Here is a 23,064-nt window from a genome sequence, read left to right on the forward strand (position 1 = left end):
CGGCTACTTGTTGTCGCCGTCAATAAAAAACAATAAGTGCGTTAAAGCATTTTTTGCATCAGGATCACATCGAGCATCCGGTCGAACTTGAAGCCGACCTCCCTCATCACCCCGATATATTCGAAGCCGTACAGCCTGTGCAGGTAGATGCTGCTGTCGTTGCCTTCGACGATACGCGACAAGACAGTATGCAGCCCGGCTGTCTTTCCTTCCTCCAGCACCCGCTGGATCAGCTGCTTGCCAATCCCTTGGCCGCGGAAGTCATGATGGATGTAGAGCGAGAGCTCCGAGGTGCGTTCGTAAGCCAGACGGTCGGAATACGCATTGAGCGAGGCCCATCCGACAACCGTCCCTCCCAGCTCGGCCACTATGATCGGATAGCGCGATCCGTGCTGGTCAAACCAGGCTTCTTGCTGTTCCAAAGTACGCTCTACGGTGTCAAAGGTTGCTACGGTGTGCAGGATGGCTTCATTATAAATGTCGAGAATTGCCTTTACGTCCGCCTTCGCTGCCGTTCGGATCATCATTACCAGGTCACTGCCTTTCCAAATGAAAAACCATCTGTTATCGACAAATAATAACAGATGGTTGTATTATTTAAGGTTAATGCGGTCGCAAGAACTCGGACTTCCACGGGTCCACACGAACGTGAAACTTACGAAATAATTATAACACAAGCGGAATTAAAATCAAGGATGAGGAAGCGGCTTGGCGAATGAACGGGCGCTATCCCTTCCCTTTGGTCCCGATCTGCCGGGCAACGCGCTCTCCCAGCTCCGGGCTCGCCTGAGCCAGATAACCTACCACAATCTGCTGCAGCTCCGGCACGGCAGCTCCAAGATCGGAGGCAATGTTGTGGACTAAGTGCTCTTGAAGCACAGGCGGCAGCGAGCTATAAAATTGCCCCGGCTGCGTAAAGTCATCCCCTTTGGGAGGTGCAGTGCGCCCAAGCCGCCCTGCCACATAGCTGCCGGTGCCGCTTGTTACCTCGTCTGACGGCTTCCAGTTCGCCTGCTGGTTGATCGGGATGCTGCGGAAATCCGGTCCCAACCGATAACGCTGTGAATCCGTATAAATATTGGCGCGGCCTTGAAGGACCCTGTCGAATGAAAACTCGGCGCCCTCCAGCATATTGGACGGGGAAAAGGCCAGCTTCTCCACCTGTTCTTTATAATTGTCGGGATTGCGGTTCAGCACCATCTTGCCGACCGGCTGCAGCGGGTACTGCCGCACATCCCACACCTTCGTATCGTCCAGCGGATCGAACGGCAGCGCAGCTTCGTCCTGCGGATTCATGAGCTGTACATATAGCCCGTATTCCACCGTCTTTGCTTGAGCAATCGTGTCATAGAGATCCTTGCCCGCATAATCCGCGTTCTCGCAGGCGAGCCGCGCCGCCTCCTGGCTATCGATATACTGCGCGCCGGCTAGCGGAATCCAGTTGTATTTCACATATGTACGGACATCCTGCTCATTCTTCCAAACATAAGTACTCACGCTGTAACCCGGAATGTGACGGAAGCTCTTGACCGTACCCAGGTCGGAGTATAGCTGCAGCACGAAATGCGTCGCTTCCGGATTTTTCGCGTAGAAGCTCCAGAACCGATTGGGGTCCATCAAGTTGTTGACGGGCGACGGGTTGAAGGCGCTGACCGTCTCTACAAACCGCATCGGGTCCCGCACCGTAAACACGGGAAGATGGTTGCATATTAAGTCGAAGATACCTTGCTCGGTATAAAATTTAGTCGAGAAGCCGCGCACATTGCGCGAAGTGTCCGGCGTCCCCCTGTTGCCGGCCGCCAGCGAGAATCGGACGGCAACGGGTACTCGTTGACCCGGACGCTGCAGAAAACAAAGCTTCGTGTAAGCCGCCATAGAGTTAACCGTCTCGAAATAACCGAAGGCTCCGAAGCCCTTCACATGCAAAGGGCGCTCTCGTATAGTCCCATGGATAAAAGTTTCGTTTTTTTCGTGCAGCATAGTATCTTGTTCCAAAATCGGGCCGCGCCCCCCTACCGTCTGCGAGTAGCGCGACGGTTGCGAGCCGCCTTGCCATTGCGAAGGAGCGGCGCCCTGCTCACTTTGATTGTCGGTGTGATCGCGAGCGTTCTTGTCGTCCATTTTTCTGCCTCCTATACCTTCATTCTCAGCAATATATGCTTGGCTATAGGTTATTATGATCCCGAGGATGGCTTTCGCCGCCTTATACGCCCGCCGCGCCATTCCTTATACACTCGGATAAAGACACGTCCATCTTATGCCTGGTCCTGCATATTAGCTTATCTCGCCGGGCATAAACAAAGCCGCTGAGAACCTAAATATATTAGATGAGGCGAGGCAAATGGAAAGATAATATAAATGCGTCCAATAAAAAGCGTGAACAATTAGAGCAGTTCATTCATGGATATTGTTTCCAAACAACTAGGTACTACCGTACCCGATGTGAAGGAGTCTCCCGTATCATTCAAAATGGCGATGCTGTATAGGAGCCGCTGGATTGATTGCGTGATGAGGGGAACGTAACGGATTCGGATTCGGAGTTTGCGGGCAGATTTGTCAAGGCAATGGCCCAGCAGAGATTCTGGGACCGTCCAAGCTTTCTTTATCTGAACGCAAAAAAGCTCTTGAACTGTCGCAAGGACAAATTCAAGAGCTTGTTCATTGTAGGGTTGGTGCGGTCGAGAGGACTCGAACCTCCACGGGGGGTTAGCCCACACGGACCTGAACCGTGCGCGTCTGCCAATTCCGCCACGACCGCATATAAATCGTCTCTTTCGATACTCTCGAACGGGACAAGAATGATAATATCATCACTCGCCCGTATCTGTCAAACTATTTTTTAAGATTTTTTAAAAGATCTCGGCTATTCGGCATGCGGGGTGCGTCAATCCAAACATTCGTAAATGACCCAAGCGATAATCCCCCATATTGGAAGCGTAAACAAAATGCCGTACATCGTTCCTTTCAAAGCGGAACCTTCGGTGGACATCTTATCTCCTCCCCGCTAACGAGTTTTCCCTGCATAACTGCATACCCGGCAGGGTCCGGATATTATATATATGCGGCTCAGGAAGCCGGTATGCCGAAAATACGGCTGCGCCTATCATCATTTCCGTTCCTCATCCATATATATAGGACATGGGGGGGATCGGAATGATTTTATTGCAGCTGGCTATGGGCATTATCGCCGCGTTGTTTCTTTGGGGTCTGATCAAATTTACGTTTCAGGCGATGTTATGGGTCGTCGGCATCGTGCTGGTCGTCAGCTTCATCATCCCAGGAGCGCTGCTGTTCCTGAGCGGTCTTATGTTCATTCTGATCGGAATGCTGGCCACGCTCGGATTGCTGTATGTTATCGGCGCATTCCGTCCTTGACATACGAACCCCAACGCGGGTTCAGCCTTCCCTGTACGCCCTAAGGGCTCTCGCCGCCCATTCCTCGACTGCCTGCGGATCGGCTTGCACCGGGATATCGAACAAATGAGTGCCCTGCTCCTTATCCGCGCTTAGTCTAATGAGTTCTCCGCCGAACCCGTCATCTCCTGCCCTCTTCACCTTCACGGCGTAAAAATCGTCCAATCGAACCATACGCTCCGCTTCCATCCGACTTTTTGCCCCTTTCGTCGATATATATCGCATGATCTTCGTATTGTCTCAGGCCGGGCGTCGAATTATGCAGTATCGGCACGGGAAGAACCGCTGAAGCTTGTGCTAAAAAAAGCGCCGGATGAGAACCCTATTCATCGGGAGGTGATCGCTTTGGCAGGGAGAAACAATAAACCCGATAATACCGGACCGGCAAGCCAGCCGTCCCGCCTGGACCAATTCGGAGACAAACTGGCGGAACCCGCGAAGCAGCCGAAGAAGGGCGCGGCTTGCGACTCCGAATCTTAAAACGCTTAACCATGACAAAAAAACCGGAAAACAAGCTCCCCGGACCGCCAGCGGCCGGAAAAGCGATGATTCCGGTTTTTTTCTTATCTTTCGAGATAACGGCCGACGGAATAGCTCACCGCTTCATATACCGTTCTGCCGATCAAATAGCCGAGCACGGTCGCCGTCCCCGCGTACCGGTAAGAGCGCCCCCGCTGCGTAGCCGCTATAATCACCGCGTCCGTAGTCGTGCCCGTGGCCGTCTCCCCGCTTTCGTCGATGCGGATTTGACAGTCCTGCAAAGCAGCCGTCTTGGCCTCGGTCGCCGTAATGACGCAGTTAACCATCGCCGCATCCGTGAGTGTCCCGTCGATCAGCGCAATCACGTTGATCGTCCCGGGAAACAGCTCGTCCCGCTTCCGCTCGCTCCCGGCCCGCGCCTTATTGCCGAGCCCCGCGGTAGCCCAGACGCATACTCGCAAACCTTCACCGTCCGATCGCTCCGAAAAACCGCGGTCCCGCACCCTCGCCGCCGTCAGCAGCGCTGCCGTCCCATCGGCGGGAATACCCTTCATATGCATAAAACGGCGCATTTCTGCCATCGGATCGTCGCTCGAATAGTTCTTGTCCACCTGACGGTTGACGAGCCGGTAATGCCATCCCAAGCCTTCTCCCCACATGGACGAGTTCAGCGTCCGCAGCGGTTTGCTGCTTTCGATCATATAATAGCTCGCATAACCCGCTTCCGTTTCTTTAAATACGATATGCTCTATGGACGGATCGCTCCGCAGCCGCCGATTTTCAGACAAGCCCATTAAGACTCTCCGATCCAATCGGCGTTGCGCTTCTCCGATGCGGGTTGATACAAATACCTCCGGTCGAGCTTGACTATATGCCGGTTTGACTTGCGAATCATCACGGTATTGTCGTCCCAGGCGACCACGAGCCCCCGTACATCGTTCACAGGGTCGGCGTCCCTTACGACGCGGACTTTAATCCCGGCGATCCGGTATTGATCCAACTGTTCGTCGCTGATCATAGCAGTGTGCCCTCCTTGGTTTTCTTTGAGGAAGCGGACGTTTCGCCGCCGATAATAAGAATAGAATACACTATTCAGGGTATACAATAAACAGAAGCTTAAGCCAAAGAATACGCATGTTCGAGAGGAGCCCGCAATCCGTCATGGAGAAAAAAACGTATTACATCGCCGTCGCTTCCAGCGAAATTTTGGAGCCCGAAAACATGACAGGCAATTTTGAATTTGAAATATCGGCGACCGAGGAAGAAATCGAGCAGCTTCGAGAAATGTTCGAGGATTCGGAGGATGCTCACGACGATACGGCCGCCCGCGCCATGATTCCTGTCCGAGAGTATCATTTCGATAAAGAAAACGATGCGGCCGACTACTACTTGCGCGAAATTTACCGCAAAATTCATGAGCTCGGCACACCGGCGACCCGAGAGCACATCGAGAGCATGAACGTCCTTCAATAATAAGCACGGACCTCGGCAGCCCGCAGGAAACGGGCGAAGCCGGACATTTGCCGGTCAACAAAAAAACCTGACGCGCCTTTACGCAGGCCGCTCAGGTTTTTTATCTTTTATATGATTGCAAGAATCAGCTTACATGCTCTTTCGAATCGTTTGTCTCGAACCAGTAATCCAATACTTTGCTGGACATGACCCTTTTCTTGATATACTCCACTTGCTGGTTGGAAAACTGCTGCTGCCACTCTACCCCGAGCTCTTCGCAAAGCTTGACGATCGTCAGCAATTCGGACCAAGCCACGTACCGTTTATACCAAAAAAATTGAGGATGTTCAATCATATAGGGATACAGGTCGTCAAACTCTGTATGTTTACAATCGAGGGCACGTTCGAAGTGAAGCTTGGCTTCGTTCAACTTGGTAACAAAAAAATCCGCCGGAATCTCATTCCCCATAGCAATGCCTCCTCTCTTTCGCTTGAGTCCATTATAAAGGAAAACGACTTGGGAGGGAAGAATAAATGATTTTGAAAATAATTCTTGAAAAGGTTCTATTCGAATTCGATCCTGCCTTGGTGAAGCGACGCGATCTTAGCCAGCGATTCCACGCGCACTCCCATCTCGCGGATCGTTCTTCCTCCGGCCTGAAACGATTTCTCCACGGCGATGCCGACGCCTACGAGCTCGGCTCCCGAACGGCGGATAATCCGGATCAATCCTCTGGCAGCGTCGCCGTTGGCGATGAAATCGTCGATCAGGACGACGCGGTCATTCGCGTCCAGACACTCCCTTGACACCATGATGTCGGTCACAAAGCCTTTGGTAAACGACGGAACCCGCTCGCTGTACATCTCAGTGCTATCCGTATTCAGCGATTTCTTCCGGCGCGCAAAAACCATCGGCACGTTCAGCTCCTGTGCGGTTGCAAACGCGATCGGAATGCCCGATGATTCGATCGTCAGCACCTTGGTCACATTCTCCTCGCGGAACAATCTGGCGAATTCCTTCCCCATCGCCGTCGTCAGCGCCGGGTCCACCGCATGATTCAATATCGCATCGAGCTTGATAATATCGTCGGAGAGAACGACTCCCACTTCTCTAATGCGCTGTTTTAACAAATCCATAAACATGCCTCCATCCGAAAACCTTTTCCGTTAACTTATCATAACGTGAATCTGGGTTTCAAGTCCTAACTTTATAATCTTTTCTAAACTTTCTGCAACTTTTATGCCGAAAATTACGTCTATATTATATAAGAATACATGAAACAATGACAGCGGACGAGAAAAGAGCTTCTTGAAAATAAGAATTGCTCGTTTTCATAAAAAACGCCTGTTATTTGTTGAAAAATGATCTTTGTGGATTCAAAGCGCACGGAGTATGATTAATAAAGTTATAGGAACTATACCCAAGGAAAGGAAGACTGGGATGTTGAACTCATCTACATACATTGCACGATGGCTTGTTCCGTTCATCCTCATTATGCTGATAACCGGTTGTAAAAATACATCTGGCGCAATGCAAAATCCGTCCCCTGCACCGGAGACGCCGACTCCCCCGACGCTTGCCGTTACGGGGCAAACCGTTACCGAGGTTCCCGGAGACCAGGCAACGCCGACTCCCGCTGCGCATAACCCTAACGATAAGGTTTCTTTGGCCAGCGCCGAGTCGGGCGGCAAGGAAGAAGAGCAGGAGCCTGCCAAGCCCCCTGCCTCCAAGCCGAAAATCGACATTCAGGACCCTTACAATCAGGCCAAGCCTACGCTGCTCGGCCTTACCTTGAAGAGCTCTCCTGAAACCGTCACGGACAAATACGGCGATCCGAAGCAGCAGTTTCAAATGGAAGACGATACCGATCCGATCACCGTGTATGATTACACCGATTTTTTGGTCGGCTTCAACAAAAACAACGAGCTGCAGTTCATCGATATCCGCAGCAGCGAAATTAACCCGGGCTTGAACGGGCTGAAGCTGGGAGAAACGACGAGCGACGTATTCAAGGCGCTGGGCAAGCCCGATTCGAACACAAGCTACGTCATGACCTACAAATCGAAAGGCGCCATACTGAAGCTCGATATCGACCCCAAATCCGACAAGATCAATTCCATCAAGCTGTTCGCCGAGTAATGTACAGCCGCTAACATATCCGACGCATACAAATAGCCTAAGCCAGAGGATGACGAATCCCGGCTTAGGCTTTTCCTTATTTCTTTGTCCGTCAACCTGTACGTTTCTGATGCGGCGCGCCGCGCTTGCGATAGCGCCAGTAAATGAACAGCCCTACGGCAACCGCAACGACCAACACCGCTGCGCTGATTCCCATATAACGATGCACCAGATGCATGATCAGCGGAGCGTTCACCCCGATAAAATGCCCCAGCGTCAGAAACGACGCGCACCAGATGAAAGCCCCCGTGCCGGCATACAGCAGATACCTCCACAGCGATACGGCGCTGACCCCCGCCAAATAACAAGTAAAATGCCTGACGCCGGGCACATAGTATCCGAATGCGACAGTCCATAACCCGTATTTCTTAAACCATCCTTCAGCCAGATCAAGCCGTTGCGGGGTCAGCTTGACCCATTTGCCGTAACGGTAAAGAAACGGCTTGCCGACCGTTTTCCCCAAATAATAACTGACGAGCATCCCTGTCATCGTTCCCGCGTAGCTGACGAATAACGATTTGCAAAATGACAAAGGCCCACCGTGCGAAGTAAGCGAGCCCACCGTCGTCATCAAAATCTCGTCGGGAACGGGCAGGCCGACAATCCCTACAGCCAACAAGCCGAACAGGGCGATATATCCGTAATGTTCAATCAGCAGCAAAATATCATCCAGCACACAGACACGCTCCTGCAAAAAATGATGTGGATTTTTTATTTATTAAGGAAAAAGTCTCTCCTATTTTAACAGAAACATAAGCTTTTCCCAAGTTCATGTCATGTGTTTCGCCGGATGTTCATACCTTGTACTATATGGAACAAGCCGTACGAAAGGTGGACCGGAAGATGTTGAGAAAGTTCGGCAGCATTATGCAAGTGAGCTTCACCTATGTCGGCACCGTTGTCGGCGCCGGGTTCGCCACCGGTCAAGAAATATTGCAATTTTTTACGCGATACGGCTGGATGGCCACCGTCACGATCGGCATTGCCAGCCTCCTTTTTGTGTGGCTAGGGATTAAGTTAATGTTTCTTGCGCATGAAGTCAAGGCACAATCTTATGAAGATTTGAACAAGGTGCTGTTCGGCGCCAAAATAGGCGAATGGATCAGCTTGTTTACTCTGGTTACCTTATTCGGAGTAACTACGGTGATGCTCGCTGGCGCGGGGTCCGTGTTCGAGGAACAGTTTCGTCTCCCCTTTCAAGCCGGCCTGCTCATTACGCTTCTGCTCTCCTACTTCGTGCTGAATAAAGGAATGGGAGCCATCGTCGCAGTCAACTCGATCGTCGTTCCGCTCATGCTCTGCTTCAGCTCCGTCGTCGTCTGGTATTCCTGGGACTTGCCCGGATCGGGCAATTGGCTCCAGCTCGGTTCCGACTACCCTCTGGAGAAAATATGGTTCGCTCCGTTCCTCTATGCCGCCTTTAATTTGACGATGGCACAGGGGGTGCTTGTCCCGCTCGGCGCGCAAGTGAAAGACCGCTCCGTGCTGTTCTGGGGCGGTATATGGGGAGGGGTCGCGATAGGCGTCATGCTGCTGGCCGGACATTTCGCCCTATCGGCGCAAATGCCGGGCATCTCGCAATTCGATATTCCGATGGGGCATTTGATCCGGAAAGTCGGACCGATGATTCAGTTCATGTTCGTCATGGTTATTTACGGCGAAATCTTCACGACGTTCATCGCCGACGTATACGGCCTTACGCTTCAGCTGGAGCAGCGCACCCGCTTTTCGCGCAAGCGGATACTATGGGCCGTTCTTACGCTCAGCTATCTTGTCAGTCTCGCCGGCTTCAAAACGCTGCTCTCCACGCTGTACCCGCTATTCGGTCTGATCAGCATCGCCTGGATGACGATGATGATCTGGCGCAAGACCCGCCCGGCCGGTACGAATTAACGACAAGACGACGCCGAGGCGCAAAATCATGAACAGCATCCCGAGCAGAGTGAACACAAATCCGCACAGCAAATAGCCGTAATGATAGAGCGGATAGCTTGCGGCGTCGCGGATGACGGCCACCGCATCGGTGAACAAAAACAAGCTGCCGATCGCAAACACCGCGATGAGCGCGTAATCGAAATAAGTCCATTGAAGCAGCATCGAGGATAAGCCCGCCAGCGGGCTTTCCTGCGTTTCTTCCCCGCTCCGGTTTCTCTGCTTCCGCTGCATGAAAAGCCATATCAGCATGACGGCCGAGGCGGTTACCAAGAGACCGACCGCGCCGCCGAGAATGGCCAACATTAATTTCAAATCGAGTCACCCCATTATCTCTTTATACACAACGATCAGTAAGGCTGAATGGACAGTTCATATACGAGCCATACCGATAAGGCGAAGGCAAGCAGCGGGAATACGGCGAGCAGCACTGTCAGCGCGGGGGCCGGGAGCGCTCCGGCTCTGCGCCATACGTACGCCCGGTTCCATCGAAGAAGGCCGGGCTCCGCGCTCTCCTCTTCCTCCGCAGCATGCGTGTGCGCCTGCTCCGGCTCCGAAGACTGGCTCTGGTTCAGCTTGATCTTCCCCCGCTTCCAGCCGACATGATACGTAATTTCCCGCTGCGTTCGCTGCTCTTGTTCCATGATTTGCTCCCCCGTTCGTTATACTATATACTATAGTATTTATATACTCTAGAAAAAGCAATGGGTTTCACAAAAAGGAGGTTGCGGAATGAACAAAGTTGCAGCGGTTACCGGCGGCGCGCAGGGCATCGGCAAAGCCGTCTCCCTCGCCTTTGCCAAGGCGGGCTACGAAGTGTCGATAGCGGACATCGACAAGGAAGCCGGCCTCGAGCTCGTCAAGGAAATTCGCGAAGCCGGCGGCAAGTCGCTGTTCATGTGCGTCAATGTCGCCAAGGAGCAGGAGGTCGCCCGCTGGATGCAGGTCACGCTCTCGGAGCTCGGGCGAATCGACGTGCTCGTGAACAACGCGGGGATCGGCCGCAGCGGTTCGATGCTGGAGCTTCCCGTGGAGCTGTTCGACGAAGTGATCGGCGTGAACCTCCGCGGCGCCTTCCTCTGCTCGCAGCAGGCTGCCGCTGCAATGAAACGCCAGGGCGGCGGCTGCATCGTGAATATGGCCTCGACGCGGGCGCTGATGTCGGAGGCGGATACGGAAGCCTATTCAGCCTCCAAGGGCGGTCTGCTGGCGCTGACCCATGCGATGGCCGTCAGCCTGGGCCGCTACGGCATCCGCGTCAACGCCGTCAGTCCGGGCTGGATCGAAACGGCCGATTGGCAGAAGCTGTCCCGCCGCAAGCAGCCCGTACACAGCGAACGCGACCGGCTGCAGCATCCGGTCGGGAGAGTCGGCACGCCGGAGGATATCGCCGCGGCGTGCTTGTATTTGACCGGCGAGCATGCCGGCTTCATTACCGGGCAAAATCTCGTCATCGACGGCGGTATGACCGTCAAGATGATCTACGAGGAATAATACTTCAGCAAGGAGCTTGTTCATCCATGTGGTTTGTGTTTGCAGCCGCTTCGGCCGTTTGCTTCGGCCTAAGAGGCATATTGTATCAATGGACGTCGCAGCGGCCGATCGACCGTAATCTGCTGCTGCTCGGCGTCTACTTATCCGGCACGATCATAGCGTTTGCCGTGAACGCGTTCGTCCGGCAGCCGTGGAGTTCTGGCTGCTGGGTCGGCGTATGGATGGGACTGTTCTCGTTCATCTCCAACGCGTCGATGTACCGGGGCTTTGCCGTCGGCAGAGCGTCGGTCATCGCCATGTTTACCGGCCTCCCCCCTGTCGTCGTCGTGACTCTGGCTTATTTGCTCTGGGGAGAGCGACTGAATATGTGGCAAACCTGCTCGTTTGCCGTCATCGTGCTCGGCATTTTGATGATCCGCTACTCGAACGACATCTCGCTGCGCAACCTGCAAGGAGCGGGCTGGGGAGCACTGACGATGATCGCTTTCGGCATCACCGATTTGTCTTCGAAGAAGGCGACCATGCTGGGAGCGGAGACGCTCCCTACGCTGATGCTGATGTACGTGACCGGAACGGTGCTGTTCGGCGCCGCTTGGTATGCGGGCAGGCGCAAGCTTGCCGCCGCCCGGGCGATTGCCGCGGCCTCCTCCGAGGTTCGGCAGTCCGTCGCCGAAGCGGCAGCCGGCAAGGCGTCTCCGGCCGCATGGACGGCTCCCCGGACGCTGCTGTGGGGCATGGTCGTCGGCCTGACCAATATCTCCGGCATGATGCTCGTCATGCCTGCGTTCAAGCTCGGCGTCACCGGCCTCGTATCCGTCGTCATCGCCATGAACGTCGTCTTCGTCCTGCTGTATGCCCGTTTCGTCCTGAAGGAACGATTCACCAAGCTGGAAGCCGGCGGCCTTACCTGCGCACTGATCGGCATTATTATACTGCGCTTAGCGGCCTAATGCGCACGAAAAAAAACTTCAACTTCCCGGCAGCGGAGTTGAAGTTTTTTGCGTGTTACGGGCCGGCGAAGACGGGCGGCGGGACGGAGGCGGAGCGGATTCGCCGCAATCGGATAACGTCGGCTTCCCGCTCTCCCGCCTCTTGCCTGACTATTCCGTCCGCCGATAGGGCCGGTAGACGTTCTTCAGCTGCTGCACGACCCGCGTCATCGAATACGATTTTCGCGCTTTATCCCAGGCAACGCGCCCCAGGTTATACCGGTAAATGCGATCGCTGCTCACCTTCTCCAAGGCGCTTGTCAACGAAGCCACATCCCCTACGGGCACTAGAAGCCCGTTATGCCCATGCTCGATTTGCTCGGGAATGCCGCCCACATTCGTGCCGATCAGCGCCAAGCCGCACAGCGCGGCTTCGGCGAATACCGAACCGAATGCCTCGGCCCGGGACGGCAGCACAAACACGTCGAAGAACGGCATGAAATCCTCCGGATGCAGCATATACCCGTAAAAAATGATTTCCTCGTAAATATTCAATTCGATCGCCATTTGCTCCAGCTCCGGGCGAATCGGGCCGTCGCCGATCAGATGCAGAACGAAAGGAATGCCCTTCTTCTTCAGCTCGGCGCAGGCGAGCAGCAGCGTATCGAGCCCTTTGGCCGGCACGAGACGGCATACCGTAATCAGCTGCGGTATTTTGTTCTCGTGAGCCACCGGCCGAAACCGCTTCTCATCGAAGCCGTTCGGAATCACCCCGATCCTCTCCGGTTCTTGCACATATTCCGCCAAGTATTGCTTGAAGGAATTGGAGACGGTTAAAAGCTGATCCATCCGTGCTTCAAGCTCTCTATAGATCGAGGTCAAAAATTTGTGCTCGGGGCCGCTCTCCTTGATTTTGCCGTTCAATATAAGCTCGCGCTCATAACTGGAGTGAACGGTCATCAGCACCGGCTTATCCGGGTACAGCTGCTTCATCACAAGTGCGGCAATCGGATGGTGGGCATGGATCAGATCGAACGATTTGTTCATCCTCAGCTTCGTCCACCAAACATAATCTTTATACGTTTGAATGTATTTATCCACGACAGGATGTCCCGCATAGCGTTCCCAATCAAAAGTTGTGAATTGTACCGGCTCCGTTCCTTTGCCTCTTACACGCTTCGGCAGGGAGAACAGCTCCATTTCCCAGCCCCGTTTGTTGAAGCGCTCCAGCATAAAGGGAATCATCGAAGATACGCCGCCCGGCTGCTCGGGAGGAAAAAACAATGCTTGTAAAATGTTCATGATAGCCTCCGTGATGGACCCGTTAATTTTTCCAACCATTCACAGGAAATGTCCAGTCGATAGGTCGTTTTTTCAAACGATCCTATCTACATCGTATCAGCATTGAAAAGCCACTACAAGGGTATCCGCCAAAAGAAGCGCATGAAAAAAACGGTTGAAAATAAAGTGAAACGCAACGATAGCGGACCTTTTAGCGTATACATAAGGGATTTTATTACATTTTACGGAGGAAATGCTTCTTAATGAAAAAGATAATTTTAGGATTGATACTGGGGAATAAGGTGAAATATGTACCGGCCTCATCTTCGGTCGATTTGCTTGACGAGTATGTCAACTCCTTAAAATAAAACAACCCGTTATCGAAGAGATGCTCCAGGGCATCTCTTTACTGCGTTGACTCCGAATTGCGCGAAACCATGTACGGAAGCTCTCAACATTTATACTCTTGCAGCCGATAAATGAAGAAGTCCGCTGCAAATGAAGTCAAAGCGCATGTATTTTTATATAAAATCGAATGTATGTTTGGTATAATGAATGGTAATCTTCCTTATTGAATGCGAGGGTCCCTGCCGACTATGAATGCCTTTTCCCTGTCCGACTTATGGAACGGTCCCTTGGGAGCCGTCCTCTCTTATACGATTATTTTATCGATATTGCTGGTGAACCTGCTCGTCTCCATCCGCCTGCTCCTGACCCGCCGAAAAATCGGATACTTCTCCCTGATGCTGTCGCTGCTCATTCTAATGACGCAGTACGTGCAGCTGACCGTTTTTGAGTTTACGCAAGATCAAAGCGATGTGTCGAACTTCGTGGCGATGCTGCTCAAGCTGCTGTCGTTTCTGCTGATCAACACCGGCATGTATCAGCTCTACAACCCGACAAAGTGGAAGGATTCCGTCGTGTTCCTGCTCTGCCTTGGCGTCACGATTGCGGTCTCGGCTACATATTGGTTTATACCGGACTGGCTGCAGGGCGGCGGCGAACAAATTCCGATGCTGAAGCCGCTCGGTATGGATCTGTATTTATTTTTGCTCATTTTCGTCAGCTTCCTTCTCGTCAATCCGCGAATCGGGCAGAACGGCAAATATCAGGTCATGCTGACCTTATACTTTTGCTCGCATATGATTCATATGGCGAATATGTATTTGTTCGGCAATAGCCAGACCGTGCTTACCAAATTCGAGCAGCTGATTCCGATGGCGTTTCATCTTGTCTTGTTCCTGTTCATCTTCGAGAGGATCATCGAAATTATGCAGGCGATTTATCATTCTTCCATTACGGACGGCTTAACGAAGCTGTATAACCGCAAATACTTCTATAACCGTGTGGCGCAGCATATCGCGCAAAAAATTAACGTTTCCGTCATTTTCAGCGACATCGACAATTTCAAAAAGCTAAATGACACGAAGGGACATCATATGGGCGATCTGGTGCTGAAACAGGTGGCGCAAATCGTGAAGGAAGAGGCGGAGGAAGTCGGCATATGCGGCAGATACGGAGGCGAGGAGATGGTCGTTCTCGTGACGGACAGCGAAGTGAATGCGAATGAGCTAGCCGAGCGCATACGGACGCGGGTGGAGGCCGAAACCATCGTAACCGTAAGCATGGGCTTCAGCCGCTACAGCAAAAACATCTCGGCGGACGAGCTGATCAAGCAAGCGGACGAAGCGATGTACAAAGCCAAAACGAGCGGCAAAAACAAGGTGGTCGCCTTTTGACGGTTGCCGTAATTAGAAGAGAGTCCCCTTCACCCTGCCGCACGATAAATAGTCTGATGAATACAGGCCCGGACAAGTATGATCGGTTCGGGCTCTATCTATCTTCTATTCTATAACGAATAAAGTGTCCAAGGGCTGTTCGAGCAGATCGCTCAGCCGTTTGGCGGTTGCCGGCCCGACCGATTTAACCGATCGTTCAAGCAAACTGATATACGAAGGACTCAGGCCCGACTGCTTGGCCAGCTCTCTTTGCGACATCCCCTTAATAATTCTCGCCCTCACGAAAGCGTTCGAATTGGTCTTTATCTTCATCCATGAGCTCCCCCTTTCTCCATTGATTTCATTATACTCACTTAATTTTACTTTTGCAATAATAAATGTTTACTTTTGTATCTATATGTAAAACGTTGAAATTACAGATGTTTACTGTTATTATAATAAAGCTAATCATTTGTTTACTTTTGGTAAAATGCGGGTGTTGCGGATGAACTTTTACGAGCAGTTGCGCGATATGCGCAAATTGAAAGGCTTTACCATCAGGGAATTGGCCGATCGTTCAGGCGTTTCCGCAGCGTATATTTCTCAGCTGGAGAACGGCAATCGCGGCGTCCCTTCGCCGGACGTGCTGATGAAACTGTCTGAAGGGCTGAACACTCCCTATTCGGAATTGATGGAAATTGCGGGCTATCTCGAAGCCAACGTCCCGCGAAGCGATAACGTTTCCAAACCGTTGGTCAATCTACGCCGCTTATTGCGCGAGAACGAGCTGATCTTCGACGGCATTCATTTGAGCGAACAGGACAAGGAATGGATTGAACGGATGCTTACCGCGCTGTTCTGGCGGGATAAGAAGCGGCTTGAAGAAGCAGCGGGCGAATCCGGCGATAACGGCGAACCGGGGCCGGAATGACGGCATCCCCCGGGCTGCAAGGAGCCATTCCGCGGCAAGTTCTTCCGAGCGATAACGAACCGAACGGCACAAAAAAATCCCGCTTTTCCCGGTACTCCATCAAGGAGCGGCCCGGAATGCGGGATTTTCTTTTAACTTTCCAGATGAACCTGGTTTAAACCTGCTTGTATGCAATAGGGTCCGTCTCTCCGGCTTCCGCAAAGCCTTTGAGGCGCAGCCTGCAGCTGTCGCAAACCCCGCATGCTTCCGCCTCGCCGTTATAGCAGGACGTCGTCAAATGATAAGGCACGTTCAGGCGCATGCCCTGACGAATAATCTCCGCTTTGCTCCACTGACCGAGCGGCGTTGCGATGCGCAGCGGCTTTCCTTCGACGCCGACACGGGTGGCGAGCTCCATCACTTCCTGCACCTTCTGAATAAACTCCGGACGGCAGTCGGGATAGCCGCTGTAATCCAGCGCGTTCACGCCGATGTACACGGCCTCCGCCCCCGTTACTTCCGCATAAGAAGTGGCGATGGACAGAAACAGCAGGTTGCGTCCCGGCACGTACGTCACCGGAATTTCGGAGTCCGCCTCCTCCTGAGGCTTGGTCATATCCGGCACCGCTATCGTCTCGTCGGTGAGCGCGCTGCCCCCGAAATCCTTCAGGAAACCGAGCGAGATCACTTTGTGGCGATCCGCCACGCCGTAATATGCGGCGACCTGGCGGGCATTCTCCAGCTCTACCTTATGCCGTTGGCCGTAGTCGAACGTGATCGGGAACAGCTCGTAGCCCTGCTCCTTCGCGAGCCCCATACATGTCGTACTGTCCAATCCCCCGCTTAAAATGATGACCGCTCGTTTCGTTTGCTCTGTTGTCATTTCCGTTTCACACCTTTATTTTAACTTTCATTCATCTCTTGAAATTCGAACTATACCCCGCGCATCGCCGGGTCCCATATGATTTTGTGCAGCTGCATATTCAGCTTCACCTGTGACAATCCGTGATCCAGCATCAACTGCACCAGCTTGGCCGGCGGCATCGTCTCCCAGACCGGACTGAACAGCGGCAGCGCACGGGTCGGATAACGTTCCAGCACCCGCACGGACTCGGCGAAGTCGCGGTCGCTGCCGATGACGAATTTCAGCTCGTCCTGTTCGCGCAGCAGCGCGAAATTGGAAGTGATCATCGCCTCCGATTCCCCGGAATCCGGGAGCTTGTAATCCATGATGTAGCGTACTTTGGGCGAATCGATCCGCTCCATGAACATTGCCAGATCGACGGCTCCGTTCGTCTCGACATGCAGGTCGGTCAAGGTTTCGATCTCTAGCAGCGCCTCGATCAGCGCAGCTGATTTCTCTCCGTACAGCAACGGTTCTCCCCCGGTCAGACATAGATGGGTAGAGCGGTAAGTCCGCACCTGCCGCATGATATCGCCGATTGTCATCACGCTGCCCGCTTCCTCCGGAGGATAGCTGTATTTCGTATCGCACCAACTGCAGCGCAGGTTGCAGCCGAACAGCCGCACGAAGATCGTCGGAAATCCGGCGCGGGTTCCTTCTCCCTCGACCGTTTCGAAAATTTCGACCATCGGTATTTTGATTTCACTCACCTTGCCGCATCTCCCATCATCTCCGAAGTGACGGCCGCATAGCTCGTCGGCGTCTCCCACAGTCTCACTTCCGCCAGTCTGACCGCCGGATACAGTCCTTCGGATCGAAGCCCGTCCGCCAACTGCTCGTACATCCAGACGACCATATTCTCCGCCGTCGTATTCATCGGAGGCAGCGCTTCATTCAAATACCGGTGGTCCAGCCGGTCGATAATCCGTTCCTTGGCAATCCGCTTCATGTCGCCAAAATCTATCGTGATGCCGCGATGATCCGTTTTGCCGCGCATGATCACCTGCAGCTTGTACGTATGCCCGTGAAGACTTTTGCATTTGCCTTCGTAGCAATGCAAATGATGGGCGCTGTCAAACGTAAACTCCTTGGAAACAAGGACTTCCCTGTCGTGATATTTCAGCTGATGCTCCTGAATATCCTCTCCAAACACTTGAACTTTCGCAGGAATTTCATATTCCATTCATGATTCCACCTTCCTGAACAATCCCCTAAAGGAAATAAATCCCCCAAAAGCGACGCCGGTTCTATGAAGCCTATTCCTTATACTTTCGGGTTGCCCCCGGTTATTCCCAGGAAATTGATTACATCCTTCTCCAAAAACCACCGACAATTATATCACGGCGGGTTCACTTCTCACAATACGGAGAAACTTGTATAATAAATGAATGACGACAAAGGAACCGAGAAGGAGCAATGAAAGCAAGATGATTCAACTTCCCGACGCCTATATACGGCAAATGAAAGAACAGCTCGGCGGGGAAGCCGAAGCTTTCCTCGACAGTTACGGCGAGCGACGAACCCAAGGATTGCGAATCCGCCCGGATAAAATAACCCCGGATAGCTTAAGCGAGCTGACGAAGCGATTCGGCCTGACGCCGGTGCCCTGGTGCGAAACCGGCTACTATTACGATGAAGCGTCCAAGCCCGGCAAGCATCCGTACCATGCGGCCGGATTGTATTATATTCAGGAGCCTTCGGCAATGTCCGCCGCAGCGCTGCTTGCGCCCCGGCCCGGCGATGTCGTGCTCGATCTGGCCGCCGCTCCCGGCGGCAAATCGACGCAGATCGCCGGCATGCTGCAAGGGCAAGGTCTGCTCATATCCAATGAAATTCACCCCGCCCGCGCCAAAATATTATCTGAAAATATCGAACGCATGGGCATCACCAACGCCGTCGTCACGCAGATGGCGCCCGATCCGCTGGCCGAGCGGTTCCCGCAATTTTTTGACAAAATAATGGTCGACGCTCCTTGCTCCGGCGAAGGAATGTTCCGCAAGGACCCCGACGCCGTCAGCGAGTGGTCTCCGGAGCATGTGCGCATGTGCGCCTCCCGGCAATGGGATATTTTGCAGGCCGCCGTTACGATGCTGAAGCCGGGCGGCCTGCTGGCCTATTCGACGTGCACGTTCAATAAGGCGGAGAACGAGGACAACGTCGCCGAGCTGCTGCGGCGCTACCCCGCGTTCGAGCTGCTGCGAACCGAACGCATCTGGCCGCACCGCAGCGCGGGCGAAGGGCATTTCGTCGCCTTGCTGCGCAAAGGCGGCGATGCGGCCTTGGGGGCGGCTTCCCTCGCCGCCGCCAAGGCAACCCCTGCCCGCGGCGCCAAGACCGCCGGCAAACGAGCCTCGCATCGCCCCGAGGAGGAGGCGATGCGGCTGTTTGCGGCGTTCGCCGCGGAGGCGCTTCCCGGCTTCGAGCTCCCTCCGGGAGAAGCCGTCCTGTTCGGCGGGCAGCTGTATTGGCTGCCGCATGCCGCTGGCTGTCCGTTCAATCCCGGCTATTTGAACGGACTGAAAGTGCACCGGCCCGGCCTGCATCTGGCCGAGGTGAAGAAAGGGCGCATCGAGCCTTCGCATGCGCTGGCGTTGGCTCTGCCGCGGGGAGCCGCGCGGCAGACGCTGGACTTCGCCGCCGACAGCCCCGAAGTCGATCGTTTCCTGCGCGGGGAAACGATCGATGCGGACCCTACGGCCAGCGGCTGGGCGCTGGTGGCGGCGGACGGGTTCGCCCTCGGCTGGGCCAAGCAGAGCGGGGGCCAAGCGAAGAACCATCTGCCGAAGGGGCTGAGGAGGCTCGGCAGCGGCGCTTAAACGGCGTCAGCGCGGACAGCGCCGCCATGAAAGCTTTCCGCCTTCGGACTGAATCGAGCCGAAGGCGGAAAGTCTGCAGATCGGCCGCTTGAAGCCAAACGCCAAAAAAACACTCCGTCCTCTTAAGCTGCAAGCCTGCTGCCGAATGCGGCTGTCTTGGCTTCGTTTTCAAGAGGAAGGAGTGTTTTTCATGTTTTTATTAATGAACTTGTTCGTTTTCGAACAGCATTTCTTCAAACGGCTGATTTTGGAACAGCATCGTCACATTGAAGGTTTCAAAATCTTTTTCCTTATCGAGCTCCTGCATCAGCAAAGCGACGATATATTCCCTATCGTTGGCATCGCCCGGTTCGCGAAAATCGATAAATCCGGTCACCTGCCGCTGGCTTATATCGATCGTCGCCGTCCCAATCGGCAACCCGCCGTGAGATTGCTGGTAAATTTCGTAGGTCAGCATGTCACCGTCATCTCGCGCCAAAACGATGGAATAATCGTCTTGGTCCATTTCGGCAAATTCCCAATCCGGCTCATCCGCAGCGTCAAGCAAATCCTCATGCGTCAGCTCGATCGTTTCGATAATATCATGATCCCATTCCATATGGAGGACGAAGGAATCCACCTCGTCTTCGTCAAAATCGCTGACCAGCAAATCCGCGACCGCTTCGATCTCATCCTCTTCCGGCTCAAGCATCCAACGAACGCTTCCGCTTACTTCCCGGCCGCTGATGTGCGCATCGCATTCGGCAACCAGCTCCTGCTCCTCGTCGTAAATATGGTACTTCACCTTATTGCGCGATTCGCTGACGACGGTCAGCTCGTAATAAGCGTCCGCTTCGTCCTCGGAGATCAGCTCCTCTTGCACGGAGCCATCCCAGGATGCTGCGCCGTCTTCCGCTTCCAATGTGTATTCATCCAGATCCGCAGGATTTTCATCCTCCAGCCGGTCGTAATCGTTCCATGAATCGTAATCCAAATCCTCCTCTACATTGTCCGCGGAGGATTCCAAACGGTCCGTAGCGATGACGCGGTCGTATTCGCTATAAGTAACCAGCACGTCGCAGGATATAATCCCCATCGCATCGATCAAAGCTTGCACATGCTGCTGCAGACAGGAGATCACCTCAGCTTTCGCATGCGGAGGAAGCATCGCTTGTTCCAATTGGATCGCTCCGCATAGGCGGTCGGACTCGCGGTACACCAGAGTCATGCTGCCCACAAACTGCCCATTCCATAGAATATCGTTCACTTCGCCGCCAGCCGTTCTCAAATCGGGTCTTAGCATAACATCCATTTGTGCTCGCCTCCAATGAAACTATTCATAGTACAGCGCTTCGGGTCATTCTTTGTTAGCGTGTCCCAAGGAAGCCCAAAATATATCCAGCGGTGAAAAACGCGGTACTTCTCCAGATTGCTCTCGCCTCAATAGACAGGAGTCCAAGCAAATGAAGTCATTTGCCATATAATAAAGTAAACCGATAACAAGAACAGCGCACAGACAAAGACACAGCCGCACTCCAACAACAACCGCTGCAAACGTCTTGCTCTATCGGTAAATTAACAAATGGGAGGAATCAGCATGTCCGGAGTTGGAGGATTCTACACAAGCACTGGTGTGATTTTAGTATTGTTCATCCTGTTGGTCATTGTAACCCGCGCTGGCTGGTTGTAATTCCCCTAGCCACTCAACATGCCGGGGTTTAGCCTCGAGCAACCAAAGAAAACGCATTATGCGCATACGCGAATGAAGCTAATTCAGGGAATCGCTGCCTTCCTCTGCACCCGCGCCCTGATTATCTATACTTTGGATGACGAACCACCCCCGGAAGCGGACAACGTTACGGGGAAACCCCGGTGCCCGCAGGAAACGGCCACGCACATTTCCTATGCCAGCACAAAAATACCGGTGCATTTTCATAAAATGCGCCGGTATTTTTCTTGCATCAACGAAAACAAACGTTACTGTCGTACCGCCCCGTAGGTCAGCAGAGCTTGATAAACGCCGTCCTCGTTATTCGAAGCGGTCATGGCGTCCGCCGCCTGCTTCACAGCTTCGGGAGAGTTCTCCATAGCAATGCCTAGTCCCGCGAACTCGAGCATCTCGATGTCGTTAAAGTAGTTACCCATCGCCATGATCCGCTCTCTCGGTATATCCCAATCCTCCGCCAGCTTTCGGAGAGCCTTTCCTTTGGACGCTTTGCCGCTCATAAAATCGATGAAATAGGCGCCGCTCCGAATATAGCGAAGCCCGGCAGGGACGAAGCCTCCCGGCAATTCCGCTTCCATGCGGTCCATCGCCTCGGACGAGCCGAATACGGTGAACTTCACGACTCTGTCTTCGAGCGACAAGACGTCCTCAATCACATGCGGACGGACGAGGAACTGCTCGTACATCTCCTGCGCCTCCGCTCCCAGCTTCTCCACATACATGTCCAGAGCCGTATTGACGTCAAAATGAACGCCGCTGTCGCGGCAGTAGCGGACGAGTTCGGTTATCTCCGCAATGGAAAAACCTTCTTCATGCAGCACCTCGCGTCCGGGCGCACGCACCGTAGCCGCGCCGTTATGCGTGATCAGCACGCCGCTCATCCCAAGCCGTTCCAGAACGGGAATGGCGCTTCCCGGTCCTCTTCCCGTACATAGCACGATGCGCGTTCCTTCCGCCTGGACTTTCTGCAGCGCGCTGCAGGTAGGCCCGGAAATTTCATGATCATCGTTCAGCAGCGTTCCGTCTATATCAAGCGCAATCAGTGAATAATTCATTGGCATCCGCTCCTCTGTCATTTTTTGCAAGCCTTTGTTCAGGCATTCTCGCCGATGCCGGCCCGCTGCAGCTGGAGCAGTTCTTCCTGCGTCAATTCCCGGTATTCCCCGGGCAATAAATACTCGTCCAGCAGCAGGGGTCCCATCGAAATCCGTTTGAGAAAAACGACCCGTTTGCCGACGGCCTGGAACATTCTTTTCACCTGATGGAACTTCCCTTCCATAATCGTCAACTCGATCTTGGATACGATTCCCGCGGCCGGATCGCCCTGACGTAAGATGGTCAACCGACCGGGCATCGTGACGTATCCGTCATCCAAAGTCACCCCTTCACGGAACGACTCGCCGTCCTCTTCCGTGACGGCCCCTTCCACCTCGGCGAAATACGTTTTTGGAACATGCTTGCGCGGCGACAGCAGCTGATGGGCAAGCTTGCCGTCGTTGGTGAGCAGAAGCAGCCCTTCCGTATCTTTATCCAGCCTTCCTACGGGAAACGGGGCAAAATGGCTGTACTGCTCGTCCAGCAAATCCAGCACCGTGCGTTCTCTCGCATCTTCGGTCGCAGATATGACCCCCTGCGGCTTGTTTAGCATTAAATAAATAAATTCGCGATACTGCACCGTTTCGCCGTTCACCGTAACCTGATCCCGCTCCGGATTTACTTGGACGCCGCTGTCTTTCACCGGCTTGCCGTTGAGCCGGACGGCTCCGTGTTTGACTAGCGCCTTGATCTCGCTTCTCGAACCGTAGCCCGTATGGGCCAACAGCTTATCAAGCCTCATTGACTGCTTCAAT

29 protein-coding genes and 1 tRNA gene are annotated in these 23,064 nt (G+C 53.6%); 11 read left to right on the forward strand and 19 right to left on the reverse strand.

Translation table 11 applies throughout. The features are described from left to right. Window positions 1-41: 41 nt before the first annotated feature. The 3 genes from SK3146_RS09530 to SK3146_RS09540 all read right to left on the reverse strand — a co-directional run bounded on the left by SK3146_RS09530 (window position 42) and on the right by SK3146_RS09540 (window position 2,758). Window positions 42-527, reverse strand: a complete 486-nt coding sequence (locus SK3146_RS09530; protein ID WP_249864850.1) for a GNAT family N-acetyltransferase — start codon at window positions 525-527, stop codon at window positions 42-44. 199 nt (window positions 528-726) lie between these two features. Beyond that, window positions 727-2,121, reverse strand: a complete 1,395-nt coding sequence (locus SK3146_RS09535) for a catalase (protein ID WP_249864851.1) — start codon at window positions 2,119-2,121, stop codon at window positions 727-729. A 549-nt stretch (window positions 2,122-2,670) separates the two neighbouring features. After that, a tRNA-Leu gene (locus SK3146_RS09540) sits at window positions 2,671-2,758 on the reverse strand. A gap of 395 nt (window positions 2,759-3,153) precedes the next feature. Between SK3146_RS09540 and SK3146_RS09545 the strand changes: the two genes are divergently transcribed. Continuing rightward, window positions 3,154-3,375, forward strand: a complete 222-nt coding sequence (locus tag SK3146_RS09545) for a hypothetical protein (RefSeq protein WP_249864852.1) — start codon at window positions 3,154-3,156, stop codon at window positions 3,373-3,375. A 21-nt stretch (window positions 3,376-3,396) separates the two neighbouring features. On the opposite strand, the gene SK3146_RS09550 is transcribed toward SK3146_RS09545, so the two are convergent. Further along, window positions 3,397-3,603, reverse strand: a complete 207-nt coding sequence (locus tag SK3146_RS09550; protein ID WP_249864853.1) for a hypothetical protein — start codon at window positions 3,601-3,603, stop codon at window positions 3,397-3,399. Between the two features lie 156 nt (window positions 3,604-3,759). Between SK3146_RS09550 and SK3146_RS35005 the strand changes: the two genes are divergently transcribed. After that, window positions 3,760-3,894, forward strand: coding sequence for a hypothetical protein (locus SK3146_RS35005; protein ID WP_259617505.1), 135 nt, complete (start codon window positions 3,760-3,762; stop codon window positions 3,892-3,894). A gap of 83 nt (window positions 3,895-3,977) precedes the next feature. On the opposite strand, the gene SK3146_RS09555 is transcribed toward SK3146_RS35005, so the two are convergent. Beyond that, complete coding sequence (locus tag SK3146_RS09555; RefSeq protein WP_249864854.1) at window positions 3,978-4,688, reverse strand: adenosylcobinamide amidohydrolase; 711 nt, start codon at window positions 4,686-4,688, stop codon at window positions 3,978-3,980. Continuing rightward, window positions 4,688-4,912, reverse strand: coding sequence for a hypothetical protein (locus SK3146_RS09560; protein ID WP_249864855.1), 225 nt, complete (start codon window positions 4,910-4,912; stop codon window positions 4,688-4,690). Before SK3146_RS09560 ends, SK3146_RS09555 begins: the two co-directional genes overlap by 1 nt. Window positions 4,913-5,055: 143 nt before the next feature. On the opposite strand from SK3146_RS09560, the gene SK3146_RS09565 reads away from it, so the two are divergent. Beyond that, complete coding sequence (locus SK3146_RS09565) at window positions 5,056-5,367, forward strand: hypothetical protein (protein ID WP_249864856.1); 312 nt, start codon at window positions 5,056-5,058, stop codon at window positions 5,365-5,367. 124 nt (window positions 5,368-5,491) lie between these two features. On the opposite strand, the gene SK3146_RS09570 is transcribed toward SK3146_RS09565, so the two are convergent. Together SK3146_RS09570 and SK3146_RS09575 are read right to left on the reverse strand one after the other, a co-directional pair. Next, the gene (locus SK3146_RS09570) at window positions 5,492-5,815 is read right to left on the reverse strand and encodes a hypothetical protein (RefSeq protein ID WP_249864857.1); all 324 of its coding nucleotides are present in this window, start codon (window positions 5,813-5,815) and stop codon (window positions 5,492-5,494) included. Window positions 5,816-5,910: 95 nt separating this feature from the next. After that, entirely contained in the window at window positions 5,911-6,483 is a 573-nt protein-coding gene (locus SK3146_RS09575; RefSeq protein ID WP_249864858.1) for a xanthine phosphoribosyltransferase, read from the reverse strand. A 394-nt stretch (window positions 6,484-6,877) separates the two neighbouring features. Between SK3146_RS09575 and SK3146_RS09580 the strand changes: the two genes are divergently transcribed. Then, a complete protein-coding gene (locus SK3146_RS09580) occupies window positions 6,878-7,486 on the forward strand; it encodes a DUF4309 domain-containing protein (protein ID WP_249864859.1) in 609 nt (202 codons plus the stop codon). Window positions 7,487-7,577: 91 nt separating this feature from the next. Here SK3146_RS09580 and SK3146_RS09585 read toward each other — a convergent pair whose 3' ends face one another. Beyond that, the gene (locus tag SK3146_RS09585; protein ID WP_249866249.1) at window positions 7,578-8,198 is read right to left on the reverse strand and encodes a DedA family protein; all 621 of its coding nucleotides are present in this window, start codon (window positions 8,196-8,198) and stop codon (window positions 7,578-7,580) included. Window positions 8,199-8,368: 170 nt separating this feature from the next. Between SK3146_RS09585 and SK3146_RS09590 the strand changes: the two genes are divergently transcribed. After that, entirely contained in the window at window positions 8,369-9,418 is a 1,050-nt protein-coding gene (locus tag SK3146_RS09590) for a YkvI family membrane protein (protein WP_375295457.1), read from the forward strand. On the opposite strand, the gene SK3146_RS09595 is transcribed toward SK3146_RS09590, so the two are convergent. Both SK3146_RS09595 and SK3146_RS09600 read right to left on the reverse strand, forming a co-directional pair. Continuing rightward, window positions 9,344-9,772 carry a hypothetical protein gene (locus SK3146_RS09595; protein ID WP_249864860.1) on the reverse strand — a complete coding sequence of 143 codons (429 nt, stop codon included), beginning with the start codon at window positions 9,770-9,772 and terminating at the stop codon, window positions 9,344-9,346. The two genes, SK3146_RS09590 and SK3146_RS09595, sit on opposite strands and share 75 nt — an antisense overlap. A gap of 35 nt (window positions 9,773-9,807) precedes the next feature. Further along, on the reverse strand, window positions 9,808-10,101 hold the full coding sequence (locus SK3146_RS09600; RefSeq protein WP_249864861.1) for a hypothetical protein: 294 nt from the start codon (window positions 10,099-10,101) through the stop codon (window positions 9,808-9,810). Between the two features lie 88 nt (window positions 10,102-10,189). On the opposite strand from SK3146_RS09600, the gene SK3146_RS09605 reads away from it, so the two are divergent. Next, window positions 10,190-10,951: a glucose 1-dehydrogenase gene (locus SK3146_RS09605; protein WP_249864862.1), complete on the forward strand. Its 762-nt coding sequence runs from the start codon at window positions 10,190-10,192 to the stop codon at window positions 10,949-10,951. A 26-nt stretch (window positions 10,952-10,977) separates the two neighbouring features. Further along, complete coding sequence (locus SK3146_RS09610; RefSeq protein ID WP_249864863.1) at window positions 10,978-11,901, forward strand: EamA family transporter; 924 nt, start codon at window positions 10,978-10,980, stop codon at window positions 11,899-11,901. A 150-nt stretch (window positions 11,902-12,051) separates the two neighbouring features. Here the strand turns inward: SK3146_RS09610 and SK3146_RS09615 are convergent, their stop codons facing one another. Further along, window positions 12,052-13,182, reverse strand: coding sequence for a glycosyltransferase family 4 protein (locus SK3146_RS09615; RefSeq protein WP_249864864.1), 1,131 nt, complete (start codon window positions 13,180-13,182; stop codon window positions 12,052-12,054). Window positions 13,183-13,757: 575 nt separating this feature from the next. On the opposite strand from SK3146_RS09615, the gene SK3146_RS09620 reads away from it, so the two are divergent. Continuing rightward, window positions 13,758-14,900, forward strand: a complete 1,143-nt coding sequence (locus SK3146_RS09620) for a GGDEF domain-containing protein (protein WP_249864865.1) — start codon at window positions 13,758-13,760, stop codon at window positions 14,898-14,900. A gap of 105 nt (window positions 14,901-15,005) precedes the next feature. Here the strand turns inward: SK3146_RS09620 and SK3146_RS09625 are convergent, their stop codons facing one another. After that, window positions 15,006-15,212 carry a helix-turn-helix domain-containing protein gene (locus SK3146_RS09625; RefSeq protein ID WP_249864866.1) on the reverse strand — a complete coding sequence of 69 codons (207 nt, stop codon included), beginning with the start codon at window positions 15,210-15,212 and terminating at the stop codon, window positions 15,006-15,008. A gap of 199 nt (window positions 15,213-15,411) precedes the next feature. On the opposite strand from SK3146_RS09625, the gene SK3146_RS09630 reads away from it, so the two are divergent. Beyond that, complete coding sequence (locus SK3146_RS09630) at window positions 15,412-15,810, forward strand: helix-turn-helix domain-containing protein (RefSeq protein WP_249864867.1); 399 nt, start codon at window positions 15,412-15,414, stop codon at window positions 15,808-15,810. A gap of 154 nt (window positions 15,811-15,964) precedes the next feature. On the opposite strand, the gene queC is transcribed toward SK3146_RS09630, so the two are convergent. From queC to queD, 3 genes are read right to left on the reverse strand one after another with little or no spacing between them, the layout of a single operon-like run. Beyond that, window positions 15,965-16,672: a 7-cyano-7-deazaguanine synthase QueC gene (gene queC, locus SK3146_RS09635; RefSeq protein ID WP_249864868.1), complete on the reverse strand. Its 708-nt coding sequence runs from the start codon at window positions 16,670-16,672 to the stop codon at window positions 15,965-15,967. A gap of 50 nt (window positions 16,673-16,722) precedes the next feature. Continuing rightward, the gene (locus SK3146_RS09640; RefSeq protein WP_249866251.1) at window positions 16,723-17,382 is read right to left on the reverse strand and encodes a 7-carboxy-7-deazaguanine synthase QueE; all 660 of its coding nucleotides are present in this window, start codon (window positions 17,380-17,382) and stop codon (window positions 16,723-16,725) included. A gap of 17 nt (window positions 17,383-17,399) precedes the next feature. Then, complete coding sequence (gene queD / locus SK3146_RS09645; RefSeq protein WP_249864869.1) at window positions 17,400-17,876, reverse strand: 6-carboxytetrahydropterin synthase QueD; 477 nt, start codon at window positions 17,874-17,876, stop codon at window positions 17,400-17,402. 244 nt (window positions 17,877-18,120) lie between these two features. On the opposite strand from queD, the gene SK3146_RS09650 reads away from it, so the two are divergent. Continuing rightward, a complete protein-coding gene (locus SK3146_RS09650; RefSeq protein WP_249864870.1) occupies window positions 18,121-19,509 on the forward strand; it encodes an RsmF rRNA methyltransferase first C-terminal domain-containing protein in 1,389 nt (462 codons plus the stop codon). A gap of 199 nt (window positions 19,510-19,708) precedes the next feature. Here the strand turns inward: SK3146_RS09650 and SK3146_RS09655 are convergent, their stop codons facing one another. Next, window positions 19,709-20,800, reverse strand: coding sequence for a hypothetical protein (locus tag SK3146_RS09655; protein ID WP_249864871.1), 1,092 nt, complete (start codon window positions 20,798-20,800; stop codon window positions 19,709-19,711). Window positions 20,801-21,085: 285 nt separating this feature from the next. On the opposite strand from SK3146_RS09655, the gene SK3146_RS35270 reads away from it, so the two are divergent. After that, window positions 21,086-21,178 (forward strand): YjcZ family sporulation protein, encoded by a 93-nt coding sequence (locus SK3146_RS35270; RefSeq protein WP_249864872.1) that lies wholly within the window; start codon window positions 21,086-21,088, stop codon window positions 21,176-21,178. A 287-nt stretch (window positions 21,179-21,465) separates the two neighbouring features. Here SK3146_RS35270 and SK3146_RS09665 read toward each other — a convergent pair whose 3' ends face one another. Both SK3146_RS09665 and SK3146_RS09670 read right to left on the reverse strand, forming a co-directional pair. Continuing rightward, the gene (locus SK3146_RS09665) at window positions 21,466-22,269 is read right to left on the reverse strand and encodes a Cof-type HAD-IIB family hydrolase (protein WP_249864873.1); all 804 of its coding nucleotides are present in this window, start codon (window positions 22,267-22,269) and stop codon (window positions 21,466-21,468) included. Between the two features lie 38 nt (window positions 22,270-22,307). Continuing rightward, window positions 22,308-23,063 carry a pseudouridine synthase gene (locus tag SK3146_RS09670; protein WP_249864874.1) on the reverse strand — a complete coding sequence of 252 codons (756 nt, stop codon included), beginning with the start codon at window positions 23,061-23,063 and terminating at the stop codon, window positions 22,308-22,310. Between the last annotated feature and the right edge of the window lies 1 nt (window position 23,064).

The sequence above is a fragment of the Paenibacillus konkukensis genome, from assembly GCF_023523925.1.
Lineage (GTDB): Bacteria > Bacillota > Bacilli > Paenibacillales > NBRC-103111 > Paenibacillus_S > Paenibacillus_S doosanensis.

Coding starts and splice junctions, on each gene's coding strand:
- SK3146_RS09530 (WP_249864850.1), bottom strand. CDS start 527: ATGATGATCCGAACGGCAGCGAAGGCGGACGTAAAGGCAATTCTCGAC.
- SK3146_RS09535 (WP_249864851.1), bottom strand. CDS start 2,121: ATGGACGACAAGAACGCTCGCGATCACACCGACAATCAAAGTGAGCAG.
- SK3146_RS09545 (WP_249864852.1), top strand. CDS start 3,154: ATGATTTTATTGCAGCTGGCTATGGGCATTATCGCCGCGTTGTTTCTT.
- SK3146_RS09550 (WP_249864853.1), bottom strand. CDS start 3,603: ATGGAAGCGGAGCGTATGGTTCGATTGGACGATTTTTACGCCGTGAAG.
- SK3146_RS09555 (WP_249864854.1), bottom strand. CDS start 4,688: ATGGGCTTGTCTGAAAATCGGCGGCTGCGGAGCGATCCGTCCATAGAG.
- SK3146_RS09560 (WP_249864855.1), bottom strand. CDS start 4,912: ATGATCAGCGACGAACAGTTGGATCAATACCGGATCGCCGGGATTAAA.
- SK3146_RS09565 (WP_249864856.1), top strand. CDS start 5,056: ATGGAGAAAAAAACGTATTACATCGCCGTCGCTTCCAGCGAAATTTTG.
- SK3146_RS09570 (WP_249864857.1), bottom strand. CDS start 5,815: ATGGGGAATGAGATTCCGGCGGATTTTTTTGTTACCAAGTTGAACGAA.
- SK3146_RS09575 (WP_249864858.1), bottom strand. CDS start 6,483: ATGGATTTGTTAAAACAGCGCATTAGAGAAGTGGGAGTCGTTCTCTCC.
- SK3146_RS09580 (WP_249864859.1), top strand. CDS start 6,878: ATGCAAAATCCGTCCCCTGCACCGGAGACGCCGACTCCCCCGACGCTT.
- SK3146_RS09590 (WP_375295457.1), top strand. CDS start 8,369: ATGTTGAGAAAGTTCGGCAGCATTATGCAAGTGAGCTTCACCTATGTC.
- SK3146_RS09600 (WP_249864861.1), bottom strand. CDS start 10,101: ATGGAACAAGAGCAGCGAACGCAGCGGGAAATTACGTATCATGTCGGC.
- SK3146_RS09605 (WP_249864862.1), top strand. CDS start 10,190: ATGAACAAAGTTGCAGCGGTTACCGGCGGCGCGCAGGGCATCGGCAAA.
- SK3146_RS09610 (WP_249864863.1), top strand. CDS start 10,978: ATGTGGTTTGTGTTTGCAGCCGCTTCGGCCGTTTGCTTCGGCCTAAGA.
- SK3146_RS09615 (WP_249864864.1), bottom strand. CDS start 13,182: ATGAACATTTTACAAGCATTGTTTTTTCCTCCCGAGCAGCCGGGCGGC.
- SK3146_RS09620 (WP_249864865.1), top strand. CDS start 13,758: ATGAATGCCTTTTCCCTGTCCGACTTATGGAACGGTCCCTTGGGAGCC.
- SK3146_RS09625 (WP_249864866.1), bottom strand. CDS start 15,212: ATGAAGATAAAGACCAATTCGAACGCTTTCGTGAGGGCGAGAATTATT.
- SK3146_RS09630 (WP_249864867.1), top strand. CDS start 15,412: ATGCGCAAATTGAAAGGCTTTACCATCAGGGAATTGGCCGATCGTTCA.
- queC (WP_249864868.1), bottom strand. CDS start 16,672: ATGACAACAGAGCAAACGAAACGAGCGGTCATCATTTTAAGCGGGGGA.
- SK3146_RS09640 (WP_249866251.1), bottom strand. CDS start 17,382: ATGGTCGAAATTTTCGAAACGGTCGAGGGAGAAGGAACCCGCGCCGGA.
- queD (WP_249864869.1), bottom strand. CDS start 17,876: ATGGAATATGAAATTCCTGCGAAAGTTCAAGTGTTTGGAGAGGATATT.
- SK3146_RS09650 (WP_249864870.1), top strand. CDS start 18,121: ATGATTCAACTTCCCGACGCCTATATACGGCAAATGAAAGAACAGCTC.
- SK3146_RS09655 (WP_249864871.1), bottom strand. CDS start 20,800: ATGGATGTTATGCTAAGACCCGATTTGAGAACGGCTGGCGGCGAAGTG.
- SK3146_RS35270 (WP_249864872.1), top strand. CDS start 21,086: ATGTCCGGAGTTGGAGGATTCTACACAAGCACTGGTGTGATTTTAGTA.
- SK3146_RS09665 (WP_249864873.1), bottom strand. CDS start 22,269: ATGAATTATTCACTGATTGCGCTTGATATAGACGGAACGCTGCTGAAC.